27 protein-coding genes are annotated in these 22,516 nt (G+C 57.7%); 19 read left to right on the top strand and 8 right to left on the bottom strand.

Translation table 11 applies throughout. The features are described 5' to 3' along the window. Window positions 1-6: 6 nt before the first annotated feature. Both ACO0LO_RS18055 and ACO0LO_RS18050 read left to right on the top strand, forming a co-directional pair. Window positions 7-822: a PaaX family transcriptional regulator gene (locus ACO0LO_RS18055; RefSeq protein ID WP_422965962.1), complete on the top strand. Its 816-nt coding sequence runs from the start codon at window positions 7-9 to the stop codon at window positions 820-822. Window positions 823-864: 42 nt separating this feature from the next. Continuing rightward, complete coding sequence (locus ACO0LO_RS18050) at window positions 865-1,203, top strand: DUF805 domain-containing protein (RefSeq protein ID WP_422965960.1); 339 nt, start codon at window positions 865-867, stop codon at window positions 1,201-1,203. A gap of 131 nt (window positions 1,204-1,334) precedes the next feature. Here the strand turns inward: ACO0LO_RS18050 and ACO0LO_RS18045 are convergent, their stop codons facing one another. Then, complete coding sequence (locus tag ACO0LO_RS18045) at window positions 1,335-2,228, bottom strand: helix-turn-helix transcriptional regulator (RefSeq protein WP_422965958.1); 894 nt, start codon at window positions 2,226-2,228, stop codon at window positions 1,335-1,337. A 224-nt stretch (window positions 2,229-2,452) separates the two neighbouring features. Between ACO0LO_RS18045 and ACO0LO_RS18040 the strand changes: the two genes are divergently transcribed. From ACO0LO_RS18040 to ACO0LO_RS18010, 7 genes are all read left to right on the top strand, one after another. Further along, the gene (locus ACO0LO_RS18040) at window positions 2,453-4,609 is read left to right on the top strand and encodes a DUF6351 family protein (protein WP_422965956.1); all 2,157 of its coding nucleotides are present in this window, start codon (window positions 2,453-2,455) and stop codon (window positions 4,607-4,609) included. A 204-nt stretch (window positions 4,610-4,813) separates the two neighbouring features. Then, window positions 4,814-5,467 carry a CPBP family intramembrane glutamic endopeptidase gene (locus tag ACO0LO_RS18035; protein ID WP_422965954.1) on the top strand — a complete coding sequence of 218 codons (654 nt, stop codon included), beginning with the start codon at window positions 4,814-4,816 and terminating at the stop codon, window positions 5,465-5,467. A gap of 248 nt (window positions 5,468-5,715) precedes the next feature. After that, window positions 5,716-6,117, top strand: a complete 402-nt coding sequence (locus ACO0LO_RS18030; protein WP_422965952.1) for a PRC-barrel domain-containing protein — start codon at window positions 5,716-5,718, stop codon at window positions 6,115-6,117. Window positions 6,118-6,199: 82 nt separating this feature from the next. Beyond that, complete coding sequence (locus tag ACO0LO_RS18025) at window positions 6,200-6,487, top strand: hypothetical protein (protein WP_422965950.1); 288 nt, start codon at window positions 6,200-6,202, stop codon at window positions 6,485-6,487. Window positions 6,488-6,650: 163 nt separating this feature from the next. Then, window positions 6,651-6,953 carry a hypothetical protein gene (locus ACO0LO_RS18020; RefSeq protein ID WP_422965948.1) on the top strand — a complete coding sequence of 101 codons (303 nt, stop codon included), beginning with the start codon at window positions 6,651-6,653 and terminating at the stop codon, window positions 6,951-6,953. A 169-nt stretch (window positions 6,954-7,122) separates the two neighbouring features. Beyond that, window positions 7,123-7,593 carry a response regulator gene (locus ACO0LO_RS18015; protein WP_422965947.1) on the top strand — a complete coding sequence of 157 codons (471 nt, stop codon included), beginning with the start codon at window positions 7,123-7,125 and terminating at the stop codon, window positions 7,591-7,593. A gap of 234 nt (window positions 7,594-7,827) precedes the next feature. Beyond that, window positions 7,828-8,196 (top strand): hypothetical protein, encoded by a 369-nt coding sequence (locus ACO0LO_RS18010; protein ID WP_422965945.1) that lies wholly within the window; start codon window positions 7,828-7,830, stop codon window positions 8,194-8,196. Window positions 8,197-8,335: 139 nt separating this feature from the next. On the opposite strand, the gene ACO0LO_RS18005 is transcribed toward ACO0LO_RS18010, so the two are convergent. Further along, entirely contained in the window at window positions 8,336-9,082 is a 747-nt protein-coding gene (locus tag ACO0LO_RS18005) for an SDR family oxidoreductase (protein WP_422965944.1), read from the bottom strand. 193 nt (window positions 9,083-9,275) lie between these two features. Between ACO0LO_RS18005 and gcvA the strand changes: the two genes are divergently transcribed. The 4 genes from gcvA to ACO0LO_RS17985 all read left to right on the top strand — a co-directional run bounded on the left by gcvA (window position 9,276) and on the right by ACO0LO_RS17985 (window position 12,909). After that, the gene (gene gcvA / locus ACO0LO_RS18000) at window positions 9,276-10,178 is read left to right on the top strand and encodes a transcriptional regulator GcvA (RefSeq protein ID WP_422965942.1); all 903 of its coding nucleotides are present in this window, start codon (window positions 9,276-9,278) and stop codon (window positions 10,176-10,178) included. Window positions 10,179-10,253: 75 nt separating this feature from the next. Further along, complete coding sequence (locus tag ACO0LO_RS17995; RefSeq protein WP_422965940.1) at window positions 10,254-11,240, top strand: MBL fold metallo-hydrolase; 987 nt, start codon at window positions 10,254-10,256, stop codon at window positions 11,238-11,240. A 98-nt stretch (window positions 11,241-11,338) separates the two neighbouring features. Then, window positions 11,339-11,713 (top strand): hypothetical protein, encoded by a 375-nt coding sequence (locus tag ACO0LO_RS17990; protein ID WP_422965938.1) that lies wholly within the window; start codon window positions 11,339-11,341, stop codon window positions 11,711-11,713. 44 nt (window positions 11,714-11,757) lie between these two features. After that, window positions 11,758-12,909 (top strand): acyltransferase family protein, encoded by a 1,152-nt coding sequence (locus tag ACO0LO_RS17985; protein WP_422965936.1) that lies wholly within the window; start codon window positions 11,758-11,760, stop codon window positions 12,907-12,909. A gap of 64 nt (window positions 12,910-12,973) precedes the next feature. Here ACO0LO_RS17985 and ACO0LO_RS17980 read toward each other — a convergent pair whose 3' ends face one another. The 4 genes from ACO0LO_RS17980 to ACO0LO_RS17965 all read right to left on the bottom strand — a co-directional run bounded on the left by ACO0LO_RS17980 (window position 12,974) and on the right by ACO0LO_RS17965 (window position 16,688). Continuing rightward, window positions 12,974-13,384: a rhodanese-like domain-containing protein gene (locus tag ACO0LO_RS17980; protein WP_422965934.1), complete on the bottom strand. Its 411-nt coding sequence runs from the start codon at window positions 13,382-13,384 to the stop codon at window positions 12,974-12,976. Window positions 13,385-13,662: 278 nt separating this feature from the next. Next, window positions 13,663-14,958, bottom strand: coding sequence for an MFS transporter (locus tag ACO0LO_RS17975; protein WP_422965932.1), 1,296 nt, complete (start codon window positions 14,956-14,958; stop codon window positions 13,663-13,665). Between the two features lie 171 nt (window positions 14,959-15,129). Further along, window positions 15,130-15,492: a 5-carboxymethyl-2-hydroxymuconate Delta-isomerase gene (locus ACO0LO_RS17970; RefSeq protein ID WP_422965930.1), complete on the bottom strand. Its 363-nt coding sequence runs from the start codon at window positions 15,490-15,492 to the stop codon at window positions 15,130-15,132. A 17-nt stretch (window positions 15,493-15,509) separates the two neighbouring features. After that, the gene (locus tag ACO0LO_RS17965) at window positions 15,510-16,688 is read right to left on the bottom strand and encodes a mandelate racemase/muconate lactonizing enzyme family protein (protein WP_422965928.1); all 1,179 of its coding nucleotides are present in this window, start codon (window positions 16,686-16,688) and stop codon (window positions 15,510-15,512) included. 155 nt (window positions 16,689-16,843) lie between these two features. Here ACO0LO_RS17965 and ACO0LO_RS17960 point away from each other — a divergent pair, with 155 nt between their 5' ends. The 4 genes from ACO0LO_RS17960 (at window position 16,844) to ACO0LO_RS17945 (ending at window position 19,429) form a co-directional block, all read left to right on the top strand. Next, window positions 16,844-17,590 carry a GntR family transcriptional regulator gene (locus tag ACO0LO_RS17960; protein ID WP_422965926.1) on the top strand — a complete coding sequence of 249 codons (747 nt, stop codon included), beginning with the start codon at window positions 16,844-16,846 and terminating at the stop codon, window positions 17,588-17,590. A 135-nt stretch (window positions 17,591-17,725) separates the two neighbouring features. Then, complete coding sequence (locus ACO0LO_RS17955) at window positions 17,726-18,094, top strand: VOC family protein (RefSeq protein WP_422965924.1); 369 nt, start codon at window positions 17,726-17,728, stop codon at window positions 18,092-18,094. Between the two features lie 144 nt (window positions 18,095-18,238). Further along, window positions 18,239-18,817, top strand: coding sequence for a TetR/AcrR family transcriptional regulator (locus ACO0LO_RS17950; RefSeq protein WP_422965922.1), 579 nt, complete (start codon window positions 18,239-18,241; stop codon window positions 18,815-18,817). Between the two features lie 126 nt (window positions 18,818-18,943). Beyond that, window positions 18,944-19,429 (top strand): hypothetical protein, encoded by a 486-nt coding sequence (locus ACO0LO_RS17945; RefSeq protein ID WP_422965920.1) that lies wholly within the window; start codon window positions 18,944-18,946, stop codon window positions 19,427-19,429. A 69-nt stretch (window positions 19,430-19,498) separates the two neighbouring features. Here ACO0LO_RS17945 and ACO0LO_RS17940 read toward each other — a convergent pair whose 3' ends face one another. Further along, entirely contained in the window at window positions 19,499-20,521 is a 1,023-nt protein-coding gene (locus tag ACO0LO_RS17940) for an SDR family oxidoreductase (RefSeq protein WP_422965918.1), read from the bottom strand. A 139-nt stretch (window positions 20,522-20,660) separates the two neighbouring features. On the opposite strand from ACO0LO_RS17940, the gene ACO0LO_RS17935 reads away from it, so the two are divergent. Beyond that, complete coding sequence (locus ACO0LO_RS17935; RefSeq protein ID WP_422965916.1) at window positions 20,661-21,593, top strand: AraC family transcriptional regulator; 933 nt, start codon at window positions 20,661-20,663, stop codon at window positions 21,591-21,593. A gap of 60 nt (window positions 21,594-21,653) precedes the next feature. After that, a complete protein-coding gene (locus ACO0LO_RS17930; RefSeq protein ID WP_422965914.1) occupies window positions 21,654-22,184 on the top strand; it encodes a phospholipase D-like domain-containing protein in 531 nt (176 codons plus the stop codon). Here ACO0LO_RS17930 and ACO0LO_RS17925 read toward each other — a convergent pair. Next, on the bottom strand, window positions 22,097-22,516 hold a 420-nt coding region (locus tag ACO0LO_RS17925; RefSeq protein ID WP_422965912.1), incomplete at its 5' end, for a helix-turn-helix domain-containing protein. The two genes, ACO0LO_RS17930 and ACO0LO_RS17925, sit on opposite strands and share 88 nt — an antisense overlap.

Here is a 22,516-nt window from a genome sequence, read left to right as displayed (position 1 = left end):
TGCATCTTGAGGACAAAAAAAATATCGGTGGACGAGCTCGCCCTGCCCAGCAGCAGCGACGTGGTGCTGGACTTGCTGTTCGGCCATGCGGAACACCAGCTTTCAGCGCAGGCACTGTGCAAGGCTGGCGACCTGTTCGGCATCGGCAGCCAGAGCATGCGCGTGGCGCTGACACGGCTGCTGCAGCAAGGCAAGCTGGGCAAGACTGGCAGGGGCAACTACCAGCTGAACCCCGGCGGCAATACGCTGTTCCGCGATGTGGATGACTGGCTGCATAAGGAAAACCGCGCGCGCAGCTGGAACGGCCGCTGGCTGGGGGTGCATGTGGATGCGCTGGCGCGTGCCGACAAGACCATATGGCGCCGCCATGACAAGGCGATTGCGCTGCGCGGTTTCCGCCCGCTGCGCAAGTTCCTGTATGTGCGGCCGGACAACCTGAAAGGCACGCTGGCCCAGACCCGGGCCGAGCTGCATGCGCTGGGCTTGATCGACAGCGCACTGCTGTTTGAGATTGCAACGCTGGAGCCGCAGGACGATGCCGCGGTCCGTGCGCTGTGGGATACGGACATGCTGCGCCTGCGCTATCGCGCGCTGCTGGACCTGCTCGCCCGCAGCGGCAAGGCGCTGCCGAAGCTGGCGCAAGGCCCGGCCGCGCGTGAATCGCTGCTGGTGGGACGCGAGGTGATACGCCACATCATCCTGGACCCGCTGCTGCCGGCGGAGATGATGCCGACGCAGGAAAGGCATGAGCTGATCGACGCGGCGCGCCAATATCAGGCGCAGGCGCGCAGTTATTGGAGTTGTTTTTTAGAGCAAGAGTAAATAATATCAATAATAAATTAGTTAAATAAAAAGGGGGAGTGTATGAATTTCGGTCAATCGGTGTCGGCCTGCTTCAGCAAATATGCCGAATTCGGCGGCAGGGCATCCAAGTCGGAATACTGGTGGTGGGTGCTGTTTCTTTTTCTGGGCTCCGCTGCGGCGGGCATCATCGACAACAAGGTGTGCGACCTGTTCTGTATTGCCGTCTTCCTGCCCACGCTGGCGGTGGCTACGAGGCGGCTGCATGACACCAACCGCAGCGGCTGGTGGCAACTGATCGAGATCATTCCGGTGATCGGTTTCATTGTGATGATCATCTGGTGCGTGCAGGACCCGGTGGAGCCGAATCGTTTCAGTAGTGCAGCCGCCGCAGAGGCGTAAGCGCGTAAGTCGGCACGTTTTGTAGCCTGGATGGAGCGCAGCGCAATCCGGGATGCGTACCTGCGGCCTGTGGATTGCTCCCGGATTGCGCTACGCTCCGTCCGGGCTACTTTCGGGTTTGTTGAAACGCTTTACCAGGCGCCTGTACGGTAGGCGCGCGGCGCCAGTCCCACGTAGCGCCGGAACGCGGTCGTGAAGTGGCTCTGGCTGTAGAAGCCGCAGCGCAGCGCTATCTCGGCGACCGGCAGCTCGGTGGCTTGCAATAAGGCCTTGCTGCGGTCTATGCGGGCGCGCAGGATGTACTGGTGCGGCGGCACGCCGAATTCTGCCTTGAACCAGCGGGAAAAGGAGTACACGTCCATCTGCATGAAGACTGCCATGTCGGCCAGCGTGACCGATTCCTGCAACTGGTCCATGACAAATTCCCGCATGCGTTCCCTTTTATGCAGGGCAAGGGCAGAGGGCGATTCATGCTTGCGCAGATCACTGGCGTAGTGGCGCACCATGTGTGCGGCGAGCGCCACGGCAATGGACTCTCCATACATGGGCCCCAGGGGGCTATGCTCGCGAATGTCGCGCGCCAGTGCATGCGCGGCATGCAGCATGAAGCCGTCCTGCATGCCGATATGCGGTGTCATTTCTACTTGGGCAATACCCAGGCCCTGCGCGATGGATTGCATGTATTCCGGCGCAATGCCGACAATGAGGCCGTTCCAGCTTCCGCGCGATTTGGCGCTGTATGCCATGCCTGCAGGAAAAATGCCGACGTCGCCGGGCTGCAACCTGGACTCCACACGGCGGTGACCGGACCAGTAGGTTTCGCACCACGTCAGCGCTTCCAGGTTGACGGTGATGCCATGCTGGAACAGCACCGATTCCGGCAGGTCGTCGGAAGCCTCGCTTTTCCAATGCTCCAGCCGTATGCCGGGCCAGCGGTTGTGGTCCTGCAAGGCGATTATGCCGGGCGTGAATTTCTCGCGTGCCCTGGTTTTTACATCGTAGCGTTCTGCAACGGTCTCCATCATCCCACCTTTTTTTAACGGGCATTATTATTTGCCCTTTATCAAACTAAGCTAATCGAATCCGCATGCCCTGTCAAATGCTGCAGGGCTGTTTTCGCCCGCCGCTGCAAGATCTTGGAAGTTTGCCGTTTCTTGGAAGCTTTATTCCGCCTGCCTGCTTACCATCGCCCGTGACGGCTTTTGCACGTTGATGCACCTATAAATCAAAAAACCATCTGGAGACAAACATGAACCAAACCTTAAGGGCTTGCGCGCTGGCGCTTGCCGTGGCCGGGCCTGCGTGGCTGCTGGCGGGATGCGGCGGCAACAGCAATCCGCCCGCGCCGCTGGCCGATATTTCCGTCAAGGCACTATCTTCGCCGGCAGACTTCGTAACCGCCGGCAACGTGCTGCTGGGCGTGGATCTGCCGGCGGGCATTTCGCCTGCACAAGTAAAAGTCTCCGTCAACGGTAGCGATGTGGCGGCCAGCTTCGGCGCCGGCGCCAAGGCCGGTTCGCTGGTCGGCGTGGTCAGCGGCTTGCCTGCGGGGAAAAGCACGATCACCGTCACCGCCGCCAATGATGCGCTGACGCAGAATCATACCGGCAGCCTGGCTGTCACCAATGTATCCAAGACCAGCAATGTACTGGTGGCAGCATTGCAGCCGCTGATCTGCCGGACAGCAGCACTCGGCCTGCTGCCTTCCACCGATGTGGATTGCAATGCGCCTACCGTGTATTCCTTCCTGTATAAATCGACCGACGCCAGCAAGACCGCCTTGTTGCCCTACGACCCCAGCCACCCGGCGGCGGACGTGGCCAAAACTACCAACGACCAGGGCGTGTCCGTGCCCTTTATCGTCCGTGATGAACGCGGCGTGATTGACCGTTCGGTATACGACATTGCCGTATTGTTCGACCCTGCCAAACCGTGGACGCCCGCCGCGCCGCAATCCGGCTGGAACCACAAGGTGCTGTGGCGCTTTGGCGGCGGCTGCACGCCGGGACACGTGCAGTCTGCCAATACCGCGCAGGCAATCGACAATGCCTATAACGCACTGGGCAAGGGCTTTGCCGTGGCAACCTCGGGCCTCAGCGTGCTGGGCAACCACTGCAACACCGTACTGTCCGCCGAAGGCGTGCTGACCGTGAAGGCGCACCTGGCCACCACCTACGGTAATATCCGCTACACGCTGAGCGACGGCAGCTCCGGCGGCTCCATCCAGCAGCACGGCATTGCCAACAACTATCCCGGCCTGCTGAACGGCATCATCATGAGTGGCACGTCGTTTCCCGACCCGTGGATACTGGCCAGCGAGTTTGCCGATTGCCATCTGCTGCGCAATTACTTCAGTGCCATTTCGCCGGGCCTGTGGGGCAGCGCGGCGCAACAGGCCGCAGCAATGGGCAAGCCCGACCTTTCCACCTGCATGTCGGTGGATACCAATTTCTTCGGTCTCGGCTATGCGTTTGAAAAAGTAGGCTATGACCCGACCATGGGCTGCACCTTTCCCGACAACGCAGCGCCGCCGACCTTCAGCGGCACCATGCCGGCGCCCGGCGTGTACGACCCTGTGACCAATCCCGGCGGCGTGCGCTGCACGATACAGGATGCACTGGTATCCATCCTCGGCAAACGCGCGGGCGATGGCTTTGCCAACCGGCCGTATGACAACGTCGGCGTGCAGTACGGGCTGGCCGCGTTGAAATCCGGCGCTATCAGCCTGGCGCAGTTCATCGACCTGAACCAGAAGATAGGCGGCATCGACATCGACAACAATTTTATCCCGCAACGCTCCGTGGCGGATACTGCCGCGCTGGCGCCGCTGTACAAGAGCGGGCAGATCATCGATGCCAGGCAACTGGGCAGCACCCCCATCATTGCTTACCAGAGCTACAACAACCAGATCTTCCATGACACCTTCTACAACTGGGCAATACGCGCCCGGCTGATGGCCGCCAACGGCAATGCCACGAACCAGGCGATCTGGACCTTCCTTGGCTCGCCCGGCACCTTCGCGGACGATGCGTTTACCGTCATGGACCAATGGCTGGCGAAGATAGAGGCCGATGCCGGCACCGGCACACCCGCCGCGAAGGTCGCCGCCAACAAGCCTGTGGCAGCAGCAGACGCCTGCCTGATCGGCGGCAGCAAGGTCACCGATGCCGCGACCTGCGCGGCGCAATACCCCAACTACAGCGACCCGCGCATTGTCGCAGGCTCCGACATCACCGACATGGTGATCAAATGCCAGCTGAAACCCATCAACGTCGGCGATTACGGTAGCGCTGTCACGGCGGACCAGCTGGCGCAGTTGCAGGCGGTTTTCCCGGCGGGTGTCTGCGACTATAGCAAGCAGGGCGTAGGGCAGCAGGCAAACGTACCGTGGCTGACCTGGCTGTGATGTGAGATAAGACCCTGGAAGGAAGGGCCCTGCGCGAGCGGGGCCTTTTTCTTTGGTGCCGCAGGAGTGGATGCCCGCCAAAAAATAAGCTTCAAAAAAGCTGCAAAAAGAAGCAATGTCTTGTTATAGTATTAATCTATTACATCCAGCCAAGTGTGCTGCCCATGCTTCGCACTAATCGGATGATGAACTGATGCTCCCTGAATGAAACAAACCAATACCATCTCCGCCACGCCGCTGGAAGCTTTGTCCATTGTCGCCATCTGTTTTGGATGGTTCATCTTCAACTCGTTGTTGTCGCTGGGTTCGGAAAGCGCAAAGGGCGAATTTTCCGATGCGTCCTTCCTGTCGCTCATTGTCGTTGAGCTGGCGCTGGGCTCGTTCGCATTGCTGGTGCTGCGCCTGCGCGGCCATTCGCTGCGCGCGCTCTTGCCTGTACCGACATGGTACGGCGGCATACTCGGCGTGCTGGCCTATGCCGCAGCGACCTGGATCAGCTCGCTGGTGACGGCGCTGTTCGATACCGGCATGCCGGAGCAGCCGATAGAGCAGATGATGTCCCATGCCACTCCGTCGCTGACTTATGTGTTTGCGCTGGCGTTGGTCAACGGCCTATATGAAGAAGTGTTTTTGCTGGGCTATCTGCAGCGTAGCTTCAGCGCGGCCGCGCCTTCATTTGCCATTGGCCTGGCGGTGCTGGTGAGGCTGCTGTACCACCTGTACCAGGGGCCGCTGGGTGCGCTGTCGATAGTGGCTTACGGCCTGGTCATCGGCATTTTCTACTGGCGCACCAATATGCTGTGGCCGGCGGTGTTTGCGCACATGTTGGCGGACATCTTGCCTTTCGCGCTGAGATAAATGCCCACTGTGCTGTGAAACGTCTTATCTGTCAGGCTTGCCGGCCTTGACCGGCTACCGGGTACCGTCGCGACCAGGTCGCTGGCACTGGTCACCGAAAACGGAAACCGGCGCGCACTGATCCGGTTTATGGAAAGAGAAACAAGGCCTATCCCGATATCCCGCTTGTAGCTCCAAAGTAAGCGAGCTACCGAACTGACTGCGCTGCGTTGCACAGTCATGCTGAAGCCTTCTTACAGGAGGCTATCATGGCACATTACGACAACGACACTTACGGCATGTACAAAGATAACGGGCACAAAGGCCCCGGGCCGGAACTGATGGGCGCCAATACGCTGATCGGCGATCACGTCCATAACGCACAGGATGAACACCTGGGCGACATCAAGGAAATCATGCTGGATACACGCACCGGCCAGGTGGCCTATGCGGTGGTGGCACACGGCGGCGTGTTCACGATAGGCGAAAAGCTGTTTGCCGTACCCTGGAGCGCGCTGCGGCTGGATACCGTCAACCACCGTTTCGTGCTGGATGTTCCCAAGGAAAAATTTGAGAATGCTCCCGGCTTCGATTCCGACGATTGGCCCAACATGGCCGATCCAAGCTGGAACGACAGGATAAATTCTTTCTATTCCCAACCTATCCAGTAATCTGTTCATTGCGCATCACCAGGCCTAGCTGGCCGGGTGATGCGCATACTCGTCCGGAATTCTGCAATGCTGAGGTTCATACATGTCCAAGATTATTTTCTTTGAGGATGACGGTTATCTGTTCACGCCGATGGTGGTAGGCCGCGAAGACGGTGAATGGGAAGTGACCGTGCTTTTTGAAAAAACCATAGATCATACGCGCGACCGGGTTCCTGCCATCCGCCACAAATTGCGTACGGTGTTCCAGTCCAGTGAAGAGGCAATGCAGGCAGGCATAGACCATGGCCATGCGTGCGTCAAGAATGGCGACGTCGGCTTGCCCAAGGGCAGCACGCTGGAGCCGCTGGCAGAGCAGGGCGCGCACGCCTGAGCTTTGCAAGCCTGCCTCTAAGCTCTAGTCAGGGGAGTTTTCTCATCTTTGCTTCCGACACGACTATAGGAATAGTCCGATACGTCCCGGATTTCGCTTGCGCCACCATGCATGTAGCAGGACCACGGTTTTCGGTTCCATTCATGAAGGGCAGGTGAAGGAAATGAACAAGAAATATCCGTTAAATTATGGCTGCCTCAAATATTTCGTCTTTTCGATGGCGCTATTTGCACTGATCAACCTGCTGCGGGTCGTGGAGCCCGCTCTGTGCCGAAAAACCCATCTTTGCGTGGAACGGCTGCCGGACTGGCTGTGGTCGGCTTTTGTGGCGCTGGCAGTTGTCGCGCTGGTGATGTTTGTCGTCAGGGCTTATCGCGATTTTTTCAGACAGGACGGTCCGTATGAAGACAACGCCGGGGACAGGTCCAGGAATATGCAGGAACGTAAAACCATACGCGAAATATAAGGATTAGTAAAAGACTGCCGTGCTTCCTCCATCTTGAGCCGCTTTTAACATCGTTACACTCAGGCACAAATCGCCCGCCCCTAAGTTCGCCAACAGACAGAAGAAATTTCACAGGCTGATTACGCTGAATCATCGCCATCCGGCATATTCTGCTTACCATCAGGTCTCTATGGATACGAAATTACATTTTCTCGTCGTCAACGATTCACCGCACATACAGCATGTCATTGTGTCGCTGCTAAAAGAGCTGGGCTATATCAAGGTTTCCGAGGCCAGCGATGGCCAGATGGCGGTGCGGGCTATCAAATCGGCAGCTGCCATAGGCAACCCCGTGAAGTTCGTCATCACGGACTGCGCAATGCCCTTCATGGATGGGCTGGACCTGATACGTGCACTGCGCGGCATGGCGGAAACGAAGGGCGCACCCATCCTGATGGCGACCGAAGAAGCCAGCAAGGACAGCGTATTGTCGGCCCAGCAAGCGGGCGCCGATTCCTACCTGGTGCGGCCCTTCAAGGCCAACAGCCTGCGCGCCAAGATCGATTCCTTGCTGGTCGAAAAGGGACTTAAACAGCCTGAGGTATCGCTGAAAAGCTTCCGGCCCTTTTTGCGGCCTAAGCCCGATAATCCAGGCGAGTGATGTGTACTTGGTGCGCTCAGCACGCTCAGCACGATATGGCCTGGCGACCGGACCACGAAATTTCTTTTTCCTGAACTCCTACGCAACAGTGTACGTTTTTCTTATGCCCGTGCAACGCTTCGTGTCTTAAGCTTCCAACATGCATTGAGCCGTAGTCCGATGGATTTGAATCGGTGCGTGCGGCGCAATACCTGCCATTGGGCTTACAGGCTTACCTTAGTTAGCGGAGGCACTATGTACAACTACAATCCCCGGTTTTTCTTTACCCTGAGCTGCATGTTTTTCTTCGGTGCGGCCAATGCTCAAACGCCGCCCGCGCCGCCTACCACTGCCGTGCCTTCGCCGGTCATCGATCCTCTGCATAACGACAATGCGGCCAAGCCGCCGGTGCCTGTCGGCCAGGCGCTGATCACGCAGGGTAATCCGTCCGCCAATATCAATAGCAACAACAGTGGCAAGTCAAAAAGCCGCATCCAGGCGCGGGAAGATCAAAAAGCCGCCTGCGATTCCACCAACCTAACGCCTGGAACCGCAAAGAAAAATAATTGCGAACCCTTTCCTCCAGACCGTCAGTTTGTAAGGCCGCCTACGGTGGAACGCTAGTTCATCTCGCAGTCGGCCTTCCTTGCATTGCGCGCATCGCTGCCATTCACGGTAGCGAATATGTGATCGACGGCGGGACTATCCCTACGTTTGATCACTGTGTCGGCCGGCACAGCGTGCCACTGCTTCCCGTGGCTTGTTAAAACTGCGACAAACCACCGTCAACGACGATTTCAGAACCTGTCATGAATGAGGCATCGTCGCCGGCCAGGAACAGCACGGTATTGGCGATTTCTGCCGCTTCGCCAAAGCGCGCCAGCGGGATCTGTGCTTCTATGCCGGCGGCAGCTTCATTCAGTTGCGCCTGCGTCAGACCCAGTTTGCTATGGAAAGACGTGCTGACGGGGCCGGGGCTGACCGCATTGACACGAATGCCACGCGGCGCCAATTCGGCGCCTATGCTGCGCACCAGCGAGCGTACCGCTGCCTTGGAGGCGGACAGGATGGAAAATCCCGGTACCCCCACTTCATTAAGGAAAGAGGTCGTCAACACAATGCTGCCGCCCCTGGTCATCAGTGGCGCGGCTTTTTGCACGGTGAAGAAGATGCCTTTGAAGTTGATGTTGAACTGGTTGTCGATCTGTTCTTCCGTGATGGCCGCCAATGGCGCCACGGTGCCGACGCCGGCATTGGCGAACACGATGTCCAGCGTGGCAAAGCGCGCCTGTACTACATCGAATACCGCATCCAGGTCGCCGGCTTTGCGCAGGTCAGCTTTCAGCACCAGCGTGTCCGGGCCAAGTTCGCGTTGTGCTTCCGCAATACGTTCCTCGGTGACGCCGGTCACAATGACGCTTGCTCCTTCCTTGATAAACAGTTTTGCCGTTTCCAGGCCGATGCCGTTGGTGCCGCCGGTAACCAGTGCTGTTTTGCCGATTAGTTTCATGGTGATTCTCCTCAAATAATTGTGGGGTGTAACGGCGCTTCTGCATGCGCTGTTGTGTGCGCTTGTGTGTGCGTTTGCCGTGACTGCACTATGGCGGTTGACGCGCTTTCCCACAAATGAGAAGATCTGTCGGAGCGAGATGGAAAAACTTTTTCGGTAACTTTTGCGGTAATTTTCCGGACCTTCAGCACGCATGAGAGCGCCCCACCACCTGAACGCCTTGCGCGCATTTGAAGCCGTTGCGCGCCACCTGAGTTATGTCGGCGCGGCCGAAGAACTCAGCGTCACGTCGGCCGCCATCGGCCAGCTGGTGCGCGGGCTGGAGGAGAACCTGGGCGTGACGCTGTTCCACCGCTCGCAGAGCGGCCCCGCTAGGCTGGAACTGACAGATGCAGCCGTCGCCGCGCTGCCGGATCTGCAAACCGGTTTCGATTGCCTGTCCGCTGCGGTGGCCCGCCTGAAAGAAGGGGCATCCCGCACTGCCATCACCGTTACCGTGCCGCCGGCCTTTGCCGACAAATGGCTGCTCAGCCGTGTGGACGTCTTCCAGACCCAGTATCCCGCCTACGAATTGCGTATCGACACCAATGGCCGCATCGTGGACTTTACGGCCGACCGCGTAGATGTGGGTATACGCTACGGCGCCGGCCACTGGGCCGGCCTGGTGGCAACCCGCCTGCTCAGCGATGCATTTTTCCCGGTATGCAGCCCCAGCCTCGTTACCGGCAAGCCTCCGCTGAAAAGCGCGGCCGACCTGTGCCACCATCCGCTGATCCACGACCTTTCCATGCGCAACGAAAGCCGCTTCCCTACATGGCAATCCTGGCTTGCCAAGGCGGGCATCAAAGGCGTGGACTGCTCGCGCGGCTTGCAGATCAATGATTCCGCCGCCGTCGTGCAGGCCGCCATTGCCGGCAACGGCGTCGCGCTGGGCCGCACTTCGCTGGTGGAAAAAGATCTGGCCGCAGGCAGGCTGGTAAGGCCCTTCGGCGATGCGCAGGCGCATGAATTTGCCTATTACATCGTGCACCGGAAAGAGGGCGGCCAGCTGCCGGGAGTGATGGCATTCAAGGAATGGGTGCTGGGGCAAGTGTAGTGCTGAGGTGGCCCTCCCAAGCTAGCGTTATTGGCAATCCGCCTGTTGTGATAGAAATTAAATTCAGGAAAAATAATGCGTCCCAACTTCCCATTTATAAAGCGTATACCGCGTTTCGTTTTCAGCCTGCTGTTCTTGTTCCTAGCATGCTTCGCCGGCATAAGCGAGGCGCAGGATGCCGCACAGCCTCCTGCACTGGAGCTTGTGGTACTCGGCTCCGGCGGCCCCGGCGCCATCGGCCGTGCGGGCGCCGGCTATGCAGTGCTGCTGGACGGCAAACCACGGATACTGGTGGACGCGGGGCCGGGCACCTTTGTGCGTGCCGGGGAGGCGAGGCTGGCGTTGGCGGATGTGGATATCGTGCTGCTGACGCATCTGCACGCAGACCATGCGGGCGGTTTGCCGGGCCTGGTCAAGGCGCGCGCGGTAGGCACACGCGGCAAGATCGTATTCCATGTCTTTGGGCCGGGCGGCAGCAGGGGCGGCAAGGACAAGGACGGTGAGGTGGCCGCGAGCTTTCCGTCTACGTCTCGCTTCATCAGCCTGATGTTTGGCAAGCAGGGCGCATTCGGCTATCTGCAGGATTTTGCGGCGCCGGTGTCGTTCAAGACAACGGACCTGTTTGCGGTGCGTAAACCAGGCATCGCGCCGCGCGTGATCGTGAATGAAAACGGCCTGGTCATCAGCGCCATCGCCGGACATCACCGCGATGCGCCCGCCGTCATCTACCGGGTGGACTATAAAGGCAAGAGCATCACTTTCAGCGGCGATATCGATCCGCATGGGCACGCGGACTTGAAGCGTATTGCCAAAGACACGCAGCTGCTGGTGTTTAATACCGTGGTGCTGGACCCGCCAGATTCACCGGAGGTGCTGTACACGCTGCACACCGCACCCAGGGACATAGGACAGATTGCGCAGAACACGGGCGCTGCGCGGCTGCTGCTGAGCCATATTTCTCCGGCAGTGGACGAAGAACGCGATACGGTGACGGCATCAATACGGCAGGCGTACCAGGGGCCGCTGCAATTTGCAGAAGATGGTTTGCATCTGCCGTTATAGCCAGTGCCAGCGAGGATAGGGGAGAGCTGACGCAACATTGGCGTAATAAAAGTCAGCTTGGTGATTGCAAATAATGCAATATTGTTGCTATAATCACTATGTCCCAACCCAAGATGCCTGCCGCCATGAAAATGCTTCGCTGCGTGTTGTTGATAATGTTTCTCTTGCCTGGATTCGTCCAGGCGCAGCAAGCGGTTACCAATACCGTTTTATCTCCGGAAACGGCGGAATTCAGCTGCACCCAATCATCCAGCGGTAAGTGTCACTATCTGATCGTGGCATCGGTATGCAGTGAGGAGGTGGGCGGCGCGCAAAAACAGAAGTCTTGCAAATACAACTCCCTGTATGCGTTTGCGCTGCGCGTGGGCGAAAAAAAGGAGTTTTCGGATCTTCCCGCTAATTTCCTTTACTGCATGAAGTCGGCCGCGCCACCGACGGTAGATTTTTGTGTCAAGTATCCGGCAAAGCGCTGATACGCATCTGCAACCCATCTCCAATTCATCGCCAACGCACCGCCATGTCCGTGCCGCAAAAAGCTCCTGCCGGAAGGTATGCCTACATCGACGTGCTGCGCGGCCTGGCGGCGCTGTTCGTTGTTTACCAGCACACGGCGGAAATTACGCCAGCTCCCGGTGTGCATGTCAATCCGCTGGAAAACAGCCTTATCGAATTTTTTACCAGGACGATAGGTGTGGGTGAAACCGGCGTCTGCATTTTCCTGATGATCAGCGGCTTTGTCGTCCCGTTCAGCCTGTTCAGATATCAAAGTGCGCCGATCAAAAATTTTATCGCGCATCGTTTCTTCCGCCTTTATCCGGCCTACTGGCTTTCCATTCCGCTGGCCCTGGTGTTTGTCTCATGGCGCCTCGGCATGCAGGACTACGGCCAGCCGCCGGGGTGGCAAATAAGCTGGCAGATGGTGGTTGCGAACTTGTCTATGCTTCAAAGCTTCCTGGGGTTCGACGACATCATGGGCCAATACTGGACGCTTGCGCTCGAGCTTGTATTCTATGGCGCCTGCATCCTGTTGTTTGCTGCCGGATACCTGCAGTCTTTCAAGGCCATCATGCTTTTTCTGCTGTGCATGCTCGCGCTTCAGATGGTCTGCCGCATCATTCCCGGCGTCGATAAAGACACGCTGGAACTGGTGATCAGCTTTCGCTACCTTGATTTTATGTTCTTCGGCCTGCTATACCGGAAATGGCTACTGGAAGCAGACAAAAAAGCCGGAAAGCAGGCCGCACTGATCTTGATGCTCGCCTTCCTGACGTTCGGCGCGCTGCCGCATCTGCGGAATTTTGTGAACGGCGACCCGGCGGCCTTGCGGGTGCAGGCGTCCCATCTGGCCGCGGTCTGCATCTTTGTTGTGTGCACGCGCTTTTATCAGCCCTCCAATGCGGTCGGCATTTTTCTGGGAAAAATCAGTTACTCGATTTATCTTTTTCACCCCGTCGTTTTCTATCCACTGTTCTTCTTCTGGTTCCAGTCTTCCGGCTTGCGTTCTTACCCTCACTCGTTCATTACCTTGTCCATGCTGGCCACCATTGCGGTTTCGTATGGTATTTATAGAATCGTCGAACAGCCGTTTATCGAACTTGGAAGAAAATTATTTCCCGGCGGCGAAACCTGGAATCGTCGCCGCGGTGCGCAGGGCATGCACGCGAAATAAGCGGGCTGGCATAGCGTGCTTCCGTGCCGGTGCATCGGGCGCTGGAATCATTCCCGGCGGGATATCAATCCGAATTAGCTGCTCCGCCGGTTTCCAGTATAAATCCCTCGTCCAGCCAGCCGGTCACGCCGCCGGGCATGGTCTTCACTGGCCTGCCCAGTTTGGCCAGCCGTATCGCCCCACGGATCGCGCCATTGCAATGCGGGCCCGCGCAATAGGTGACAAATACGGTGCTGGCCGGGTAGGGCGCCAGCTTGGATTCGATGATCTTCCCGTGCGGCAGGCTGACAGCGCCGGCGATATGGCCTTTTTCAAACAGCGCATGGCTGCGCACGTCCAGCAGCACAAAATCATGCGGAGCATTCGCGAGCGCATCATGCACATCCCAGCAATCGGTTTCAAAACCCAGTAGCGATTCAAAATGCCGCAGGGCGAGTGCGCTGTCGGCAGCGGGAACGGCGGTGACGAGTGACATGGAATGCTCCTTTCGTTGTAGGAGCTTGCATTATCGTGAAGAAGCAGCGGGCGATGAAGTGGCGCGAACGACAATTAACGGCAACATCGCGCCAATCTTGAGATTGGGAATTTTAATGTTGGGAAAACACTCTAACGTCTACCGACCAGCGGTGGCCGCCAGAAGATAAGCGTCGGTTTGACGTGCCGTCAGGTCGGGCTGGCAACGGACAATGGCAAGCAATCAGCGAAAAACAAAGCCCCGCAACTGCGGGGCTTTGTTTTACTGCATAAAAAATCTCAGTGACGTTCGTTCCTCGTCTTGGACACCGCGATGGCGACGCCGCCAAGAAATGCTGCTACACCTAGCATCAGGAGCGACATTTTATAGTCAGGCGAAATCGATCTGACGTAGCCGACCAGCAGCGGCCCCAGGAATTGGCCGATCAGGTTTCCGACTCCGCTGACGAAGGCAACAGCCGGCATTGCCTTGCGCAGTGGAAGGATCTCCGTCAGCCGGGAGAAGATCAGCGGCATCAGCATCTTCAGGGTAAAGCCGATCAGGATAAACAGCGCAATCTGCACGTAGTACAAGGGTGCGGGGATGAATGCCGCTACCGACATCAGCAGGCCCGTGATCATCGTCGGTATTGCTGCATGCCAGCGGCGTTCCTGGCCGTGCTTGTCTGAGCGGCGGCTGATGTAATAGATGCCCAGCATCGACATGACGAACGGTGCGCCGGCAAAGAAGCCGATCGCGGTTTCACTCAGCTGGCCGTAGGATTTCATGACAGTCGGCAGCCACAGGGTAATACCGTATAGCAAAATGGTATTCAGGCCGAATCCCAGGGTCATGAGCCAGACCGCAGGTTCATTGAAGATCGTCCACCAGGAATCGGTTTCCGGTTCTTTATGGGAGGCCTGTTCTTCCTCCAGGGTCTTTTTGATGGCGTCACGGTCGGGAGCTGCAAGCCAGCGCGCGGTGTCCAGGCTTTTGGGGATGGATTTGAACCAGATCAGGCAGAATATCCATGCGGGCAAACCTTCCGCAATCAGCATCACGCGCCAGTCGTAGTGGGAGATGATGGCGCCAGAGATTGGGCCGGCGAGGAAGCCTCCCAGCGGTGCGCCGAGATTCCAGATGCCGAATGCCCGGCCGCGTTCGGCCTTCATGAACCACTGCGCCAGCAGGATCGATGTGCCTGCGTACACGGGGCCTTCGGCCAGCCCCAGCAAGATGCGCACGCTCAGCACTTCCCAGAATGTAGTTGCAAATCCGGTCAGCATCGCTGCCGCGCCGAACAGGATGAGGCAGACCGCAACCAGCCGCCGCGCGCCGAACTTCATCGCCAGGTAGCCGGCCAGCAGCTGCGTCAGCGCATAGCCCCAGGCGAAAGAACCGCCGATCCAGCCTGCCTGGGTGGATGTCAGCCCCAGCTCTTTGCTCATGTGCGGTAGCGCCATCGCAATATTGACGCGGTCGAAATACGAGAGCATGTAGACGATGAACACAGTGGGCAGGATAATCAGCCATCTGTTTTGTCCTATTTGTCCGGCTTGCCCGATATCGAGCTCGGGGTTTAAGGTGTTTTGCATGCTGCAGTCTCCTTCATTCTTGCTTTGATGATGAACACGCCAGCGGTCTCATGGTGCCAGCGCAGTTTTTTCTGCGCCTGGCCTGGATCTGCCGCTTTCTGGCATTGCTAATTCGTGATCGGTAATTCGTAATGGGCAATCGACAAAGGTCGATTGCCAATGATCAATTGTTTAGAGCACTTCCTTCGCGTAGGACTCGCGCTCCATCTCGACGACTTCAACGCTAAGCTGTACCGCCATGCCGGCGGGGCGTGCGCAACGCGCCCGGATGACTTCGGCGATCCGTTGCGACAGTTCCGCGCGCATTGCCGGCGTCCGCCCCGGCAGGATGCGCAATTGCGCATAGATAAACCCGCGCAGCCCGGCTTCCGTTCCCACGCGTGTCACATCCAGGCGAATCATGCGCGACCGCAGATCGCTTTCCTTCTGGATGGCGCCGCTGCCGACAAGGGCGGTGTTCAGTTCAAACAGCGTTTCTTCCTGGCTTTCCGGAGAAAACAAGCCGGCTGAAAATTCAACGATGAGATGAGGCACGATGCGATCCGATCCGCTTATTGGTCCAGCGGCGCGCCGTCGATGGTGCGACGCATTGATACGGGGCGGTAGAGCGGCGCGCGCTTGTACTCAACATCATCCACCAGCTCGACGCCGATGCCCGGCGCGTCCGGTACGGTGATGAAACCTGCCTGCGGTACCGGGTGGCTTTTTACGAGGTCGGAGCCGAGCAGCGTCTGGCCAGACTTCAGGACCAGGTTTTCAAACCCGGTCGGATATTCCTGGATGGCGAAGTTGGGAACCGAGGCGGCAACCTGCATGCACGCCGCAAGGCTGATCGGCGACAGCGGGTTGTGTGGCGCAATATCGACGTTCTGCGCTTCGGCCAGAGCGGCGATTTTTTTGGCGCCGGTGATGCCGCCGCATACGCAGACCGAGGCGCGGGCATAGCGCACACCGCCGCCGGCAAGCTGCTGCTGGAATTCCGCCGGGGTGCAGAAGCGCTCGCCGGTGGCGATAGGTACCCTGATCGCATGGCCTACCGTTGTCATCTGCGCATAGAATTCGGGGCGCAGCGGATCTTCAAGCCACATCGGCGTCAGCGGTTCCAGCACCTGGCCGATCGCAATTGCCTCGGCAGGGCTCAGGCGGCGATGCATCTCGATCAGCAGATCGACATCGGGGCCGACCGCTTCACGAAACGCCATTACGCGCTCCTTGGCGTCACGGACCTTGCCTGCGTGCGAACGGAAATATTCCTGGCCTTCCGGTTCGTCCAGGAAGGGATTGATATGGCCGACCGCGGTGAAACCTTCATCCCGCAGGCGACGGCATTCAGACAGGACTTCTTCCAGCGTCTCTGCATAGACGTGGCCATAGACACGCAGTTTGTTGCGGTAGCTGCCGCCCAGAAGTTGCCAGACGGGGACTTGCAGGCGCTTGCCCAGCAGATCCCACAGCGCGATATCGATCGCCGATACGGCGGCGTTTACCGCTGTGCCGCGGAAGTGGGAGAAGCGCTGCATCACATTCCAGTGCAGTTCTATCTGGTTGGCATCCTGGCCGACGAGATACTTGCCGAATTTTTCCAGCGCGGCCTTGGCAGCTTCGATGTGGCCCCAGGAGCCTGCTTCGCCGTAGCCGGTCAGCCCCGCCTCGGTGCGGATGCGGGCATACAGAAATTGGCCTACGTGCAGAGCCTCGACGGAAGCAATGCGATGGATGTGCTTGTTCATGGCAATATCTCAACGAATGATTGGAAAAAATATAGACGCCCGCCAGCCTGGCGGATTGGGGGAGGGGCATCGACAACAAGGACTATAGCGAGGGGAGTGTTGGTTTGGAATCAAATTCTATAGTGTTATTTCTATATTCTGTATAGAATATAGAAATGACACCTATCGATCTCAGCCCGGCATTTGTCCGGCTCGCACGCTATATCCATGACCGCATCATTGCCGGCGAGTGGCTGCCCGGCCAGGTGCTGCCCGGCGAAGAGGCCATTGCGCAGGACATGAAGGTCAGCGTCGGCACGGTAAGAAAAGCCTTCGACGTGCTCAGCGGCCAGGGGCTTATTACCCGTCATCGCGGACGGGGCACCTTTGTCACACGCGCCACCAATGAACGTGCCTTCACCAGCTTCTACCGGCTGACGGACCGCGCCGATGGTGTGCGCAGGTTGCCGGAAGATACCCTGTTGTCGAGAGAGCGTGTAGTTGCGGATGCCGACGAACAGGCGGCGCTTAAACTGAAGCCCGGCGAACTGGTCTATCGCTTGCGTCGCAGGCGTGTGCTGGATGGCGTGCCGCTGGTATTGGAAACCATCAGTTTCCCCTATGCGCGCGTGGGAACAAAGGAGTGGGGCGAGGACGGTACGCCATTCCACCTGGTGTACTCATTTCTGGAGCAGCAATGCGGCATCTCGGTGAGCCGCGTTGAAGACCGTCTGAGGGCCTGCTTGCTACCGAAAAAGCTGGCGAAAGATTTCGGGCTGCCCGCGGGACATCCGGTGCTGCTGTCGATACGCACCGGTTACGATTTGCGCGGCGAGCCGGTAGAATTCAGGTCGTCGTGGATGGCAACGGACACGCATGACTATCTCAGCGAACTCCGTTGGGCAGCGGCGACGGATAATTAATGCGTTGCCGCGCAGTTTTCAGCGACGGCATAAAAGTGCCCACCGGTGTTTGCTGCATTACCCGGTAAGATCCGGCTGATGATTAAATGAAAGCACCCTGGGCCTCGCGCGGGCCTGCACACTGGAGGAGAACCCATGTTTGATCACGTCAAATTCGGAGTCAGCGACTATGCGGCAAGCAAGGCCTTCTTCCTCAAGGCGCTTGAACCGCTGGGCGTCACTATCATCGCGGAGGGGGAACCAAGCTACGGCGTAGAGCTGTGCTCAACGGGTGAGACTTCATTATGCCTGTACCAGAGCGCAGAGAAGCCGGCGCCTCTTCACCTGGCCTTCACGGCCGGGAATCGCCAGCAGGTCGACGCTTTCTATCATGCGGCACTGGCGGCCGGCGGCAAGGACAATGGCCCGCCTGGCCTGCGCCCGCAGTACAACGCGAACTACTATGCAGCCTTTGTCATTGGGCCGGACGGGCATAACGTAGAAGCGGTTTTTCACGAACCCTAGGGATAAGTGCAAAGCCTCACGTAGCGCATAAGGAAGCAGGCGCTGCCGGCACCCTGCTGCTCCTGGAATATATTTCCGGTTGAGAATAATGGAAAAAATCTTTTCTACCTTGACACTCTACATACTAGTAGGTAGAGTGCGAGCATGAAATCAAACAACACCTCTCAAGAAATCTTGAATTGCGCCCGTTCCCTGATCGTTCTGGGCGGGTATAACGGGTTCAGCTATGCCGACATTTCAAAAGTGGTGGGCGTAAGCAATGCGACTATTCATCATCATTTTGCAAGCAAAGCCGTTCTGGTGCGGTCGCTCATAACGCGTTATCGGGAAGAAGCGCAGCTTGGCATGGCTGAGCTGGAGCGTCATGTTCCTGGGCCGGTTGAGCAACTCGGCGCCTATATCCAGTATTGGGAAGCCTGCATCTCCGACAATACCGCTCCCTTTTGTATCTGTGCATTACTCGCAACCGAGTTGCCGATTCTTCCTGAAGAGGTGGCACTTGAAGTACGGGCGCATTTCCGGTTCCTGTCGGGGTGGCTGACGTCTGTTCTGGAGCGCGGCGCAGCGCATGGGCAGATGCGGCTGACAACGTCAGCAAGAACCGAGGCCGAAGGTTTTATGGCTACGGTCCATGGCGCCATGCTGTCGGCCCGCGCCTATGGCGACGCGAATATTTTCGGCGTTATTACCCATGCATTACCAAGCCGGCTACTGCCCGTCTGAACCGAAATTATTAATGCGAAAGTTCGCTTAATGTCTCTATCAACTAGTAGGGAGATTTTTGGTAGCTTCGCTCTGTTTGAATTTTTTGCCGCATCTTCGTAAGACTTCATTAAAAAGGGTATCAACATGTTTGGAATATCACCTTTAGGCTGGTTGCACACGCTGGGCAGCCTGCCCGCTATCCCGCTGGCAATCTATATGCTTGCCCGTTACGGACGGATTACGCCGCGGACAAGGGCGGGGACCGTGTACTTTGTCTCAATGCTGATTGGCGCGGGAACGATCTTTCTGTTCGCGCATCAGCCGGTGAGCTACGGTATTGCCATCGCCACCATCCTCTTTTTGATGATCGGATATGGTGCGGCGAAAATGCAGTTTTTGGGACGAGCGGCCATTTACATTGAAACGATTTTCCTCAGCCTCTCGGCCTTTTTGCTGATGGTGCCTACCGTGAGTGAAACGCTGCGCCGTGTTCCAGACGGGCATCCATTTGTCACCGACCTGAAATCCCCGCTTCTTCTCGGGGCCCAGGCGGGCCTTCTAGTCATACTCGTCCTCGGAGTGACTGCTCAGATACTGGCGCTACGCAAGAAGCGGAAATTGGCGAATTAAGCCAGGCATTTATCTGAACGCGCCCTGAATGCATTCACCGCAATTTCCCTTCAGGGCGCCTCCTCATCGTCAGATCAGGCCTAGCCGGACAAAACTTTCAGCCGTTGCGACTATAGCTTCTTCTGTTGGGCGTGGCTTCCAGCCAAGCACACGCCTGGCTTTTTCGCTCGTCACATTCATGGTCAATCCCAGATGCGGCACCAGCGCCCTGGCGACGGGGTCCCGTAATGCTGCCAGACGTATGATCCAGTTCGGCAGTTCTTTTGTGGGCACTTTCTTCGCTGATGTTCCCAGGCGGCTCTTCAGTATGTTTGCCACGCCCAGTACCGATATGTCTGCTCCGGCGCTCGCAAGAAAGCGTTCGCCTTTTGCATCAGGATGTGTCATCGCAAGCAAATGCAGGCTTGCCACGTCGCGTACGTCGATGACGCTGAAGTGGAGTTTGGGGCAGCCGAACATGCTGCCGCTCATCAGGCGTTGCACCATCGTCAGCGAGTGCGAATAATCTGGCCCTAGTGCCGGCCCGAACACTGCCACCGGATTGACCACGGAGAGTTCAAGGCTGGTGCCGGTGCCGGCAATGAAATCCCAGGCGGCGCGTTCGGCCAGCGTCTTTAATTTTTGATAGGCGGGAGCGGCGTCGAGATTGCTCCATGTTCTCTCGTCAATCGGCTGCGTTTGGCGCGGGTGGCCGTAGCCGACCGCGCCATAAGCCGACGTGAGGACTACGCGCTTCACCTTGGCATCCTGTGCCGCGCGCAACACGCGCAGCACACCTTCCCGCGCGGGAATGATCATTTCATCTTCATGCGCGTAGTTATTCAGCGGTGTCGGCGAGGCCACGTGCAGCACATAGGTAGACCCGGCCACCGCATCTACCCACCCCGCGTCAGCGCCCAGATCGGCTGCGACAAAAGTCAGGCGGTTGCCGGCGTCGCAGCCACCCTCCTTCAGCATGGCGCGCACATCGTCTGCGCGCTTTAATGAACGGACGGTTGTCCGTACGAGATACCCCGCGTTTAGTAGCTGCAGAATGCAATGCACGCCGATAAAGCCGGACCCACCCGTGACCAAAACCAATTCATTACTCATATCTGCCCATGTTTTAAGATTGCTGGAAAAAAGCACCGGCGGCTGTGAAGCACGTCCAACGTGTTCCAGGCAAGTCTAACCACGTCTGTTTGAACTATGAATGCTTGAAAATTCATAAAACTTGCGCCATAGTTCGACGATGCTGATTGATCCTTTCTCTGAAATACTCAAACTCGTCAATGCCGAAAGCCTGCTTACCGGGGGTTTTGCGGCCGGCGGTACGTGGGCGATTCGCTTCCCCGCGCCGGACAAGATCAAATTTGCCGTTGTTGCAAAGGGTGGATGCTGGATTCGCATTGAGGGCGAGCCGGAGGCGGTTTATGCCGTTGCGGGAGATGTGCTCTTGTTGAACGCGCCGCGGTCATTCGTATTGGCCAGCGACTCGGCCACTCTGCCGGAGGCATCGGTGAATGCGATGGAGCTATTTGGCAAGGGCAACAACTATGCGACAGTCGGCGACGGCAAGGACTTCAGCTACCTGGGCGGCCACGTGCTGCTGGATCCGTCCAGCGGGCGGCTGCTGGCTGATGTCCTGCCGCCTTGGATACATATCCGCGCAGCGTCTTCCCAGGCGACAAAGCTGCAATGGCTCGTTGAACAGCTGGTCCATGAGCGGGCATCGACGCTCCCGGGCGCGAGCCTGGTCTCGGCGCAGCTGGCGCAGATCATGTTCATACAAATTCTGCGCGCGCATCTGGAGACTTCCGAATCCTTTGGCGCCGGGTGGCTCAGGGCGCTGGGCGATCACCGTGTTGCGCCGGCCTTGCGCCTGATGCATAGCGACCCCAGCCGTGCATGGCACCTGGAAGAACTGGCCGAGGCGGTTGCAATGTCGCGCACGAGTTTTGCGCTGCACTTTAAAAAAGTTGTCGGCGTTGCGCCGCTTAGCTATTTGACGCAATGGCGCATGCACCTTGCAGAACGGGCGCTGCGGACGGGAGACGTTTCCGTAGCGGCCCTGGCCTGGTCGCTGGGATACACATCGGAAAGTGCCTTTAGCACGGCGTTCAAGCGCGCGACAGGCAAGGCGCCCAAGAATTACCAATTAACTGCGCGCCTGGCAAGCAAATGACGGCGAAGCAAATGACCGCTAATAAGGTACTTAAAAATCAATGCAAAAAGCGATAATGTCATGAAAAAACTCATCTTCATCCTGGCAATTGTCTTTGCTGCTGTACGTCCCATAGAAGCTTTGTCTTCTTCAGATACAAAGGGCGCTGAAACGGGCATTCTTGCCGGCCCGGCCTCACCGGCCATTGAAAATGCTTTCTCTCCCGATGAGGGGGCAGAGGCACTGGTGGTAAAGGTGATCAATGCCTCAGTCTCGACAATCAGGCTCGCCGCATATTCCTTTAATTCGACACACGTGTCCGATGCCTTGCTCAATGCAAAAAAGCGCGGCGTGGATGTGAAGGTGATTGTGGATAGCCGCCGCAATCAAAAGAAAAATAATATTGCGGCGCTTAAGGCGTTGGTGAATGCAGGAATCCCCGTGCGAACGGTTTCGGTCTACGCGATACACCACGACAAATACATCGTTTCAGACGACCGTACCGTTCAAAACGGAAGCTTCAACTACACCAACGATGCCGCCACGTCGAACAGCGAAAATGTCATAGTGCTGTGTGTTCTTTTGCTCGCTGAATTGACCCGGTCAGTTTGATCCACCTTCCACTGCCTGGCGAAGGCTGCCACCCGGTCGTACGACCCCTCGAATCCCAATTCCCTTAGATCCAAGTGCAGTTGTTTCAGGCTGCGTCGCTGCTTGCGATTTTTGCCTGCCTCTGTCTTTAGCCAGCCTGAAAGCTGGAAAGCATATTTGTCGATGGCGCTTGTTGTTTGCCGCTCCGCGTAGGCCGGCTCTGTGATTTCCGAGCGCAGATAGCGCCGGACTGTGTTTCGAGAGATACCCAAGCGTCTGGCGATTTCTCTCAGGGGGACCTGGTCACGAATGTGCCAGCGTCGAATAATGCCTAGTAATGCCACGTCGATCAC

The sequence above is a fragment of the Undibacterium sp. TJN25 genome (genome assembly GCF_049339885.1).
In the GTDB taxonomy this organism is placed as follows: Bacteria; Pseudomonadota; Gammaproteobacteria; order Burkholderiales; family Burkholderiaceae_D; genus Undibacterium.
The sequence above is the reverse complement of the archived record's forward strand: the minus strand, read 5'-3'. Positions and strand labels throughout refer to the sequence as shown.

Coding starts and splice junctions, on each gene's coding strand:
- ACO0LO_RS18045 (WP_422965958.1), bottom strand. CDS start 2,228: ATGATGGAGACCGTTGCAGAACGCTACGATGTAAAAACCAGGGCACGC.
- ACO0LO_RS17955 (WP_422965924.1), top strand. CDS start 17,726: ATGTTTGATCACGTCAAATTCGGAGTCAGCGACTATGCGGCAAGCAAG.
- ACO0LO_RS17965 (WP_422965928.1), bottom strand. CDS start 16,688: ATGAACAAGCACATCCATCGCATTGCTTCCGTCGAGGCTCTGCACGTA.
- ACO0LO_RS17930 (WP_422965914.1), top strand. CDS start 21,654: ATGAAAAAACTCATCTTCATCCTGGCAATTGTCTTTGCTGCTGTACGT.
- ACO0LO_RS18015 (WP_422965947.1), top strand. CDS start 7,123: ATGGATACGAAATTACATTTTCTCGTCGTCAACGATTCACCGCACATA.
- ACO0LO_RS17975 (WP_422965932.1), bottom strand. CDS start 14,958: ATGCAAAACACCTTAAACCCCGAGCTCGATATCGGGCAAGCCGGACAA.
- ACO0LO_RS17940 (WP_422965918.1), bottom strand. CDS start 20,521: ATGAGTAATGAATTGGTTTTGGTCACGGGTGGGTCCGGCTTTATCGGC.
- ACO0LO_RS17950 (WP_422965922.1), top strand. CDS start 18,239: ATGAAATCAAACAACACCTCTCAAGAAATCTTGAATTGCGCCCGTTCC.
- ACO0LO_RS17990 (WP_422965938.1), top strand. CDS start 11,339: ATGTCCCAACCCAAGATGCCTGCCGCCATGAAAATGCTTCGCTGCGTG.
- ACO0LO_RS17960 (WP_422965926.1), top strand. CDS start 16,844: ATGACACCTATCGATCTCAGCCCGGCATTTGTCCGGCTCGCACGCTAT.
- ACO0LO_RS18010 (WP_422965945.1), top strand. CDS start 7,828: ATGTACAACTACAATCCCCGGTTTTTCTTTACCCTGAGCTGCATGTTT.
- ACO0LO_RS17935 (WP_422965916.1), top strand. CDS start 20,661: ATGCTGATTGATCCTTTCTCTGAAATACTCAAACTCGTCAATGCCGAA.
- ACO0LO_RS18050 (WP_422965960.1), top strand. CDS start 865: ATGAATTTCGGTCAATCGGTGTCGGCCTGCTTCAGCAAATATGCCGAA.
- ACO0LO_RS17945 (WP_422965920.1), top strand. CDS start 18,944: ATGTTTGGAATATCACCTTTAGGCTGGTTGCACACGCTGGGCAGCCTG.
- ACO0LO_RS18030 (WP_422965952.1), top strand. CDS start 5,716: ATGGCACATTACGACAACGACACTTACGGCATGTACAAAGATAACGGG.
- ACO0LO_RS17980 (WP_422965934.1), bottom strand. CDS start 13,384: ATGTCACTCGTCACCGCCGTTCCCGCTGCCGACAGCGCACTCGCCCTG.
- ACO0LO_RS18035 (WP_422965954.1), top strand. CDS start 4,814: ATGAAACAAACCAATACCATCTCCGCCACGCCGCTGGAAGCTTTGTCC.
- ACO0LO_RS18025 (WP_422965950.1), top strand. CDS start 6,200: ATGTCCAAGATTATTTTCTTTGAGGATGACGGTTATCTGTTCACGCCG.
- ACO0LO_RS18040 (WP_422965956.1), top strand. CDS start 2,453: ATGAACCAAACCTTAAGGGCTTGCGCGCTGGCGCTTGCCGTGGCCGGG.
- ACO0LO_RS17985 (WP_422965936.1), top strand. CDS start 11,758: ATGTCCGTGCCGCAAAAAGCTCCTGCCGGAAGGTATGCCTACATCGAC.
- ACO0LO_RS18005 (WP_422965944.1), bottom strand. CDS start 9,082: ATGAAACTAATCGGCAAAACAGCACTGGTTACCGGCGGCACCAACGGC.
- gcvA (WP_422965942.1), top strand. CDS start 9,276: ATGAGAGCGCCCCACCACCTGAACGCCTTGCGCGCATTTGAAGCCGTT.
- ACO0LO_RS17995 (WP_422965940.1), top strand. CDS start 10,254: ATGCGTCCCAACTTCCCATTTATAAAGCGTATACCGCGTTTCGTTTTC.
- ACO0LO_RS18020 (WP_422965948.1), top strand. CDS start 6,651: ATGAACAAGAAATATCCGTTAAATTATGGCTGCCTCAAATATTTCGTC.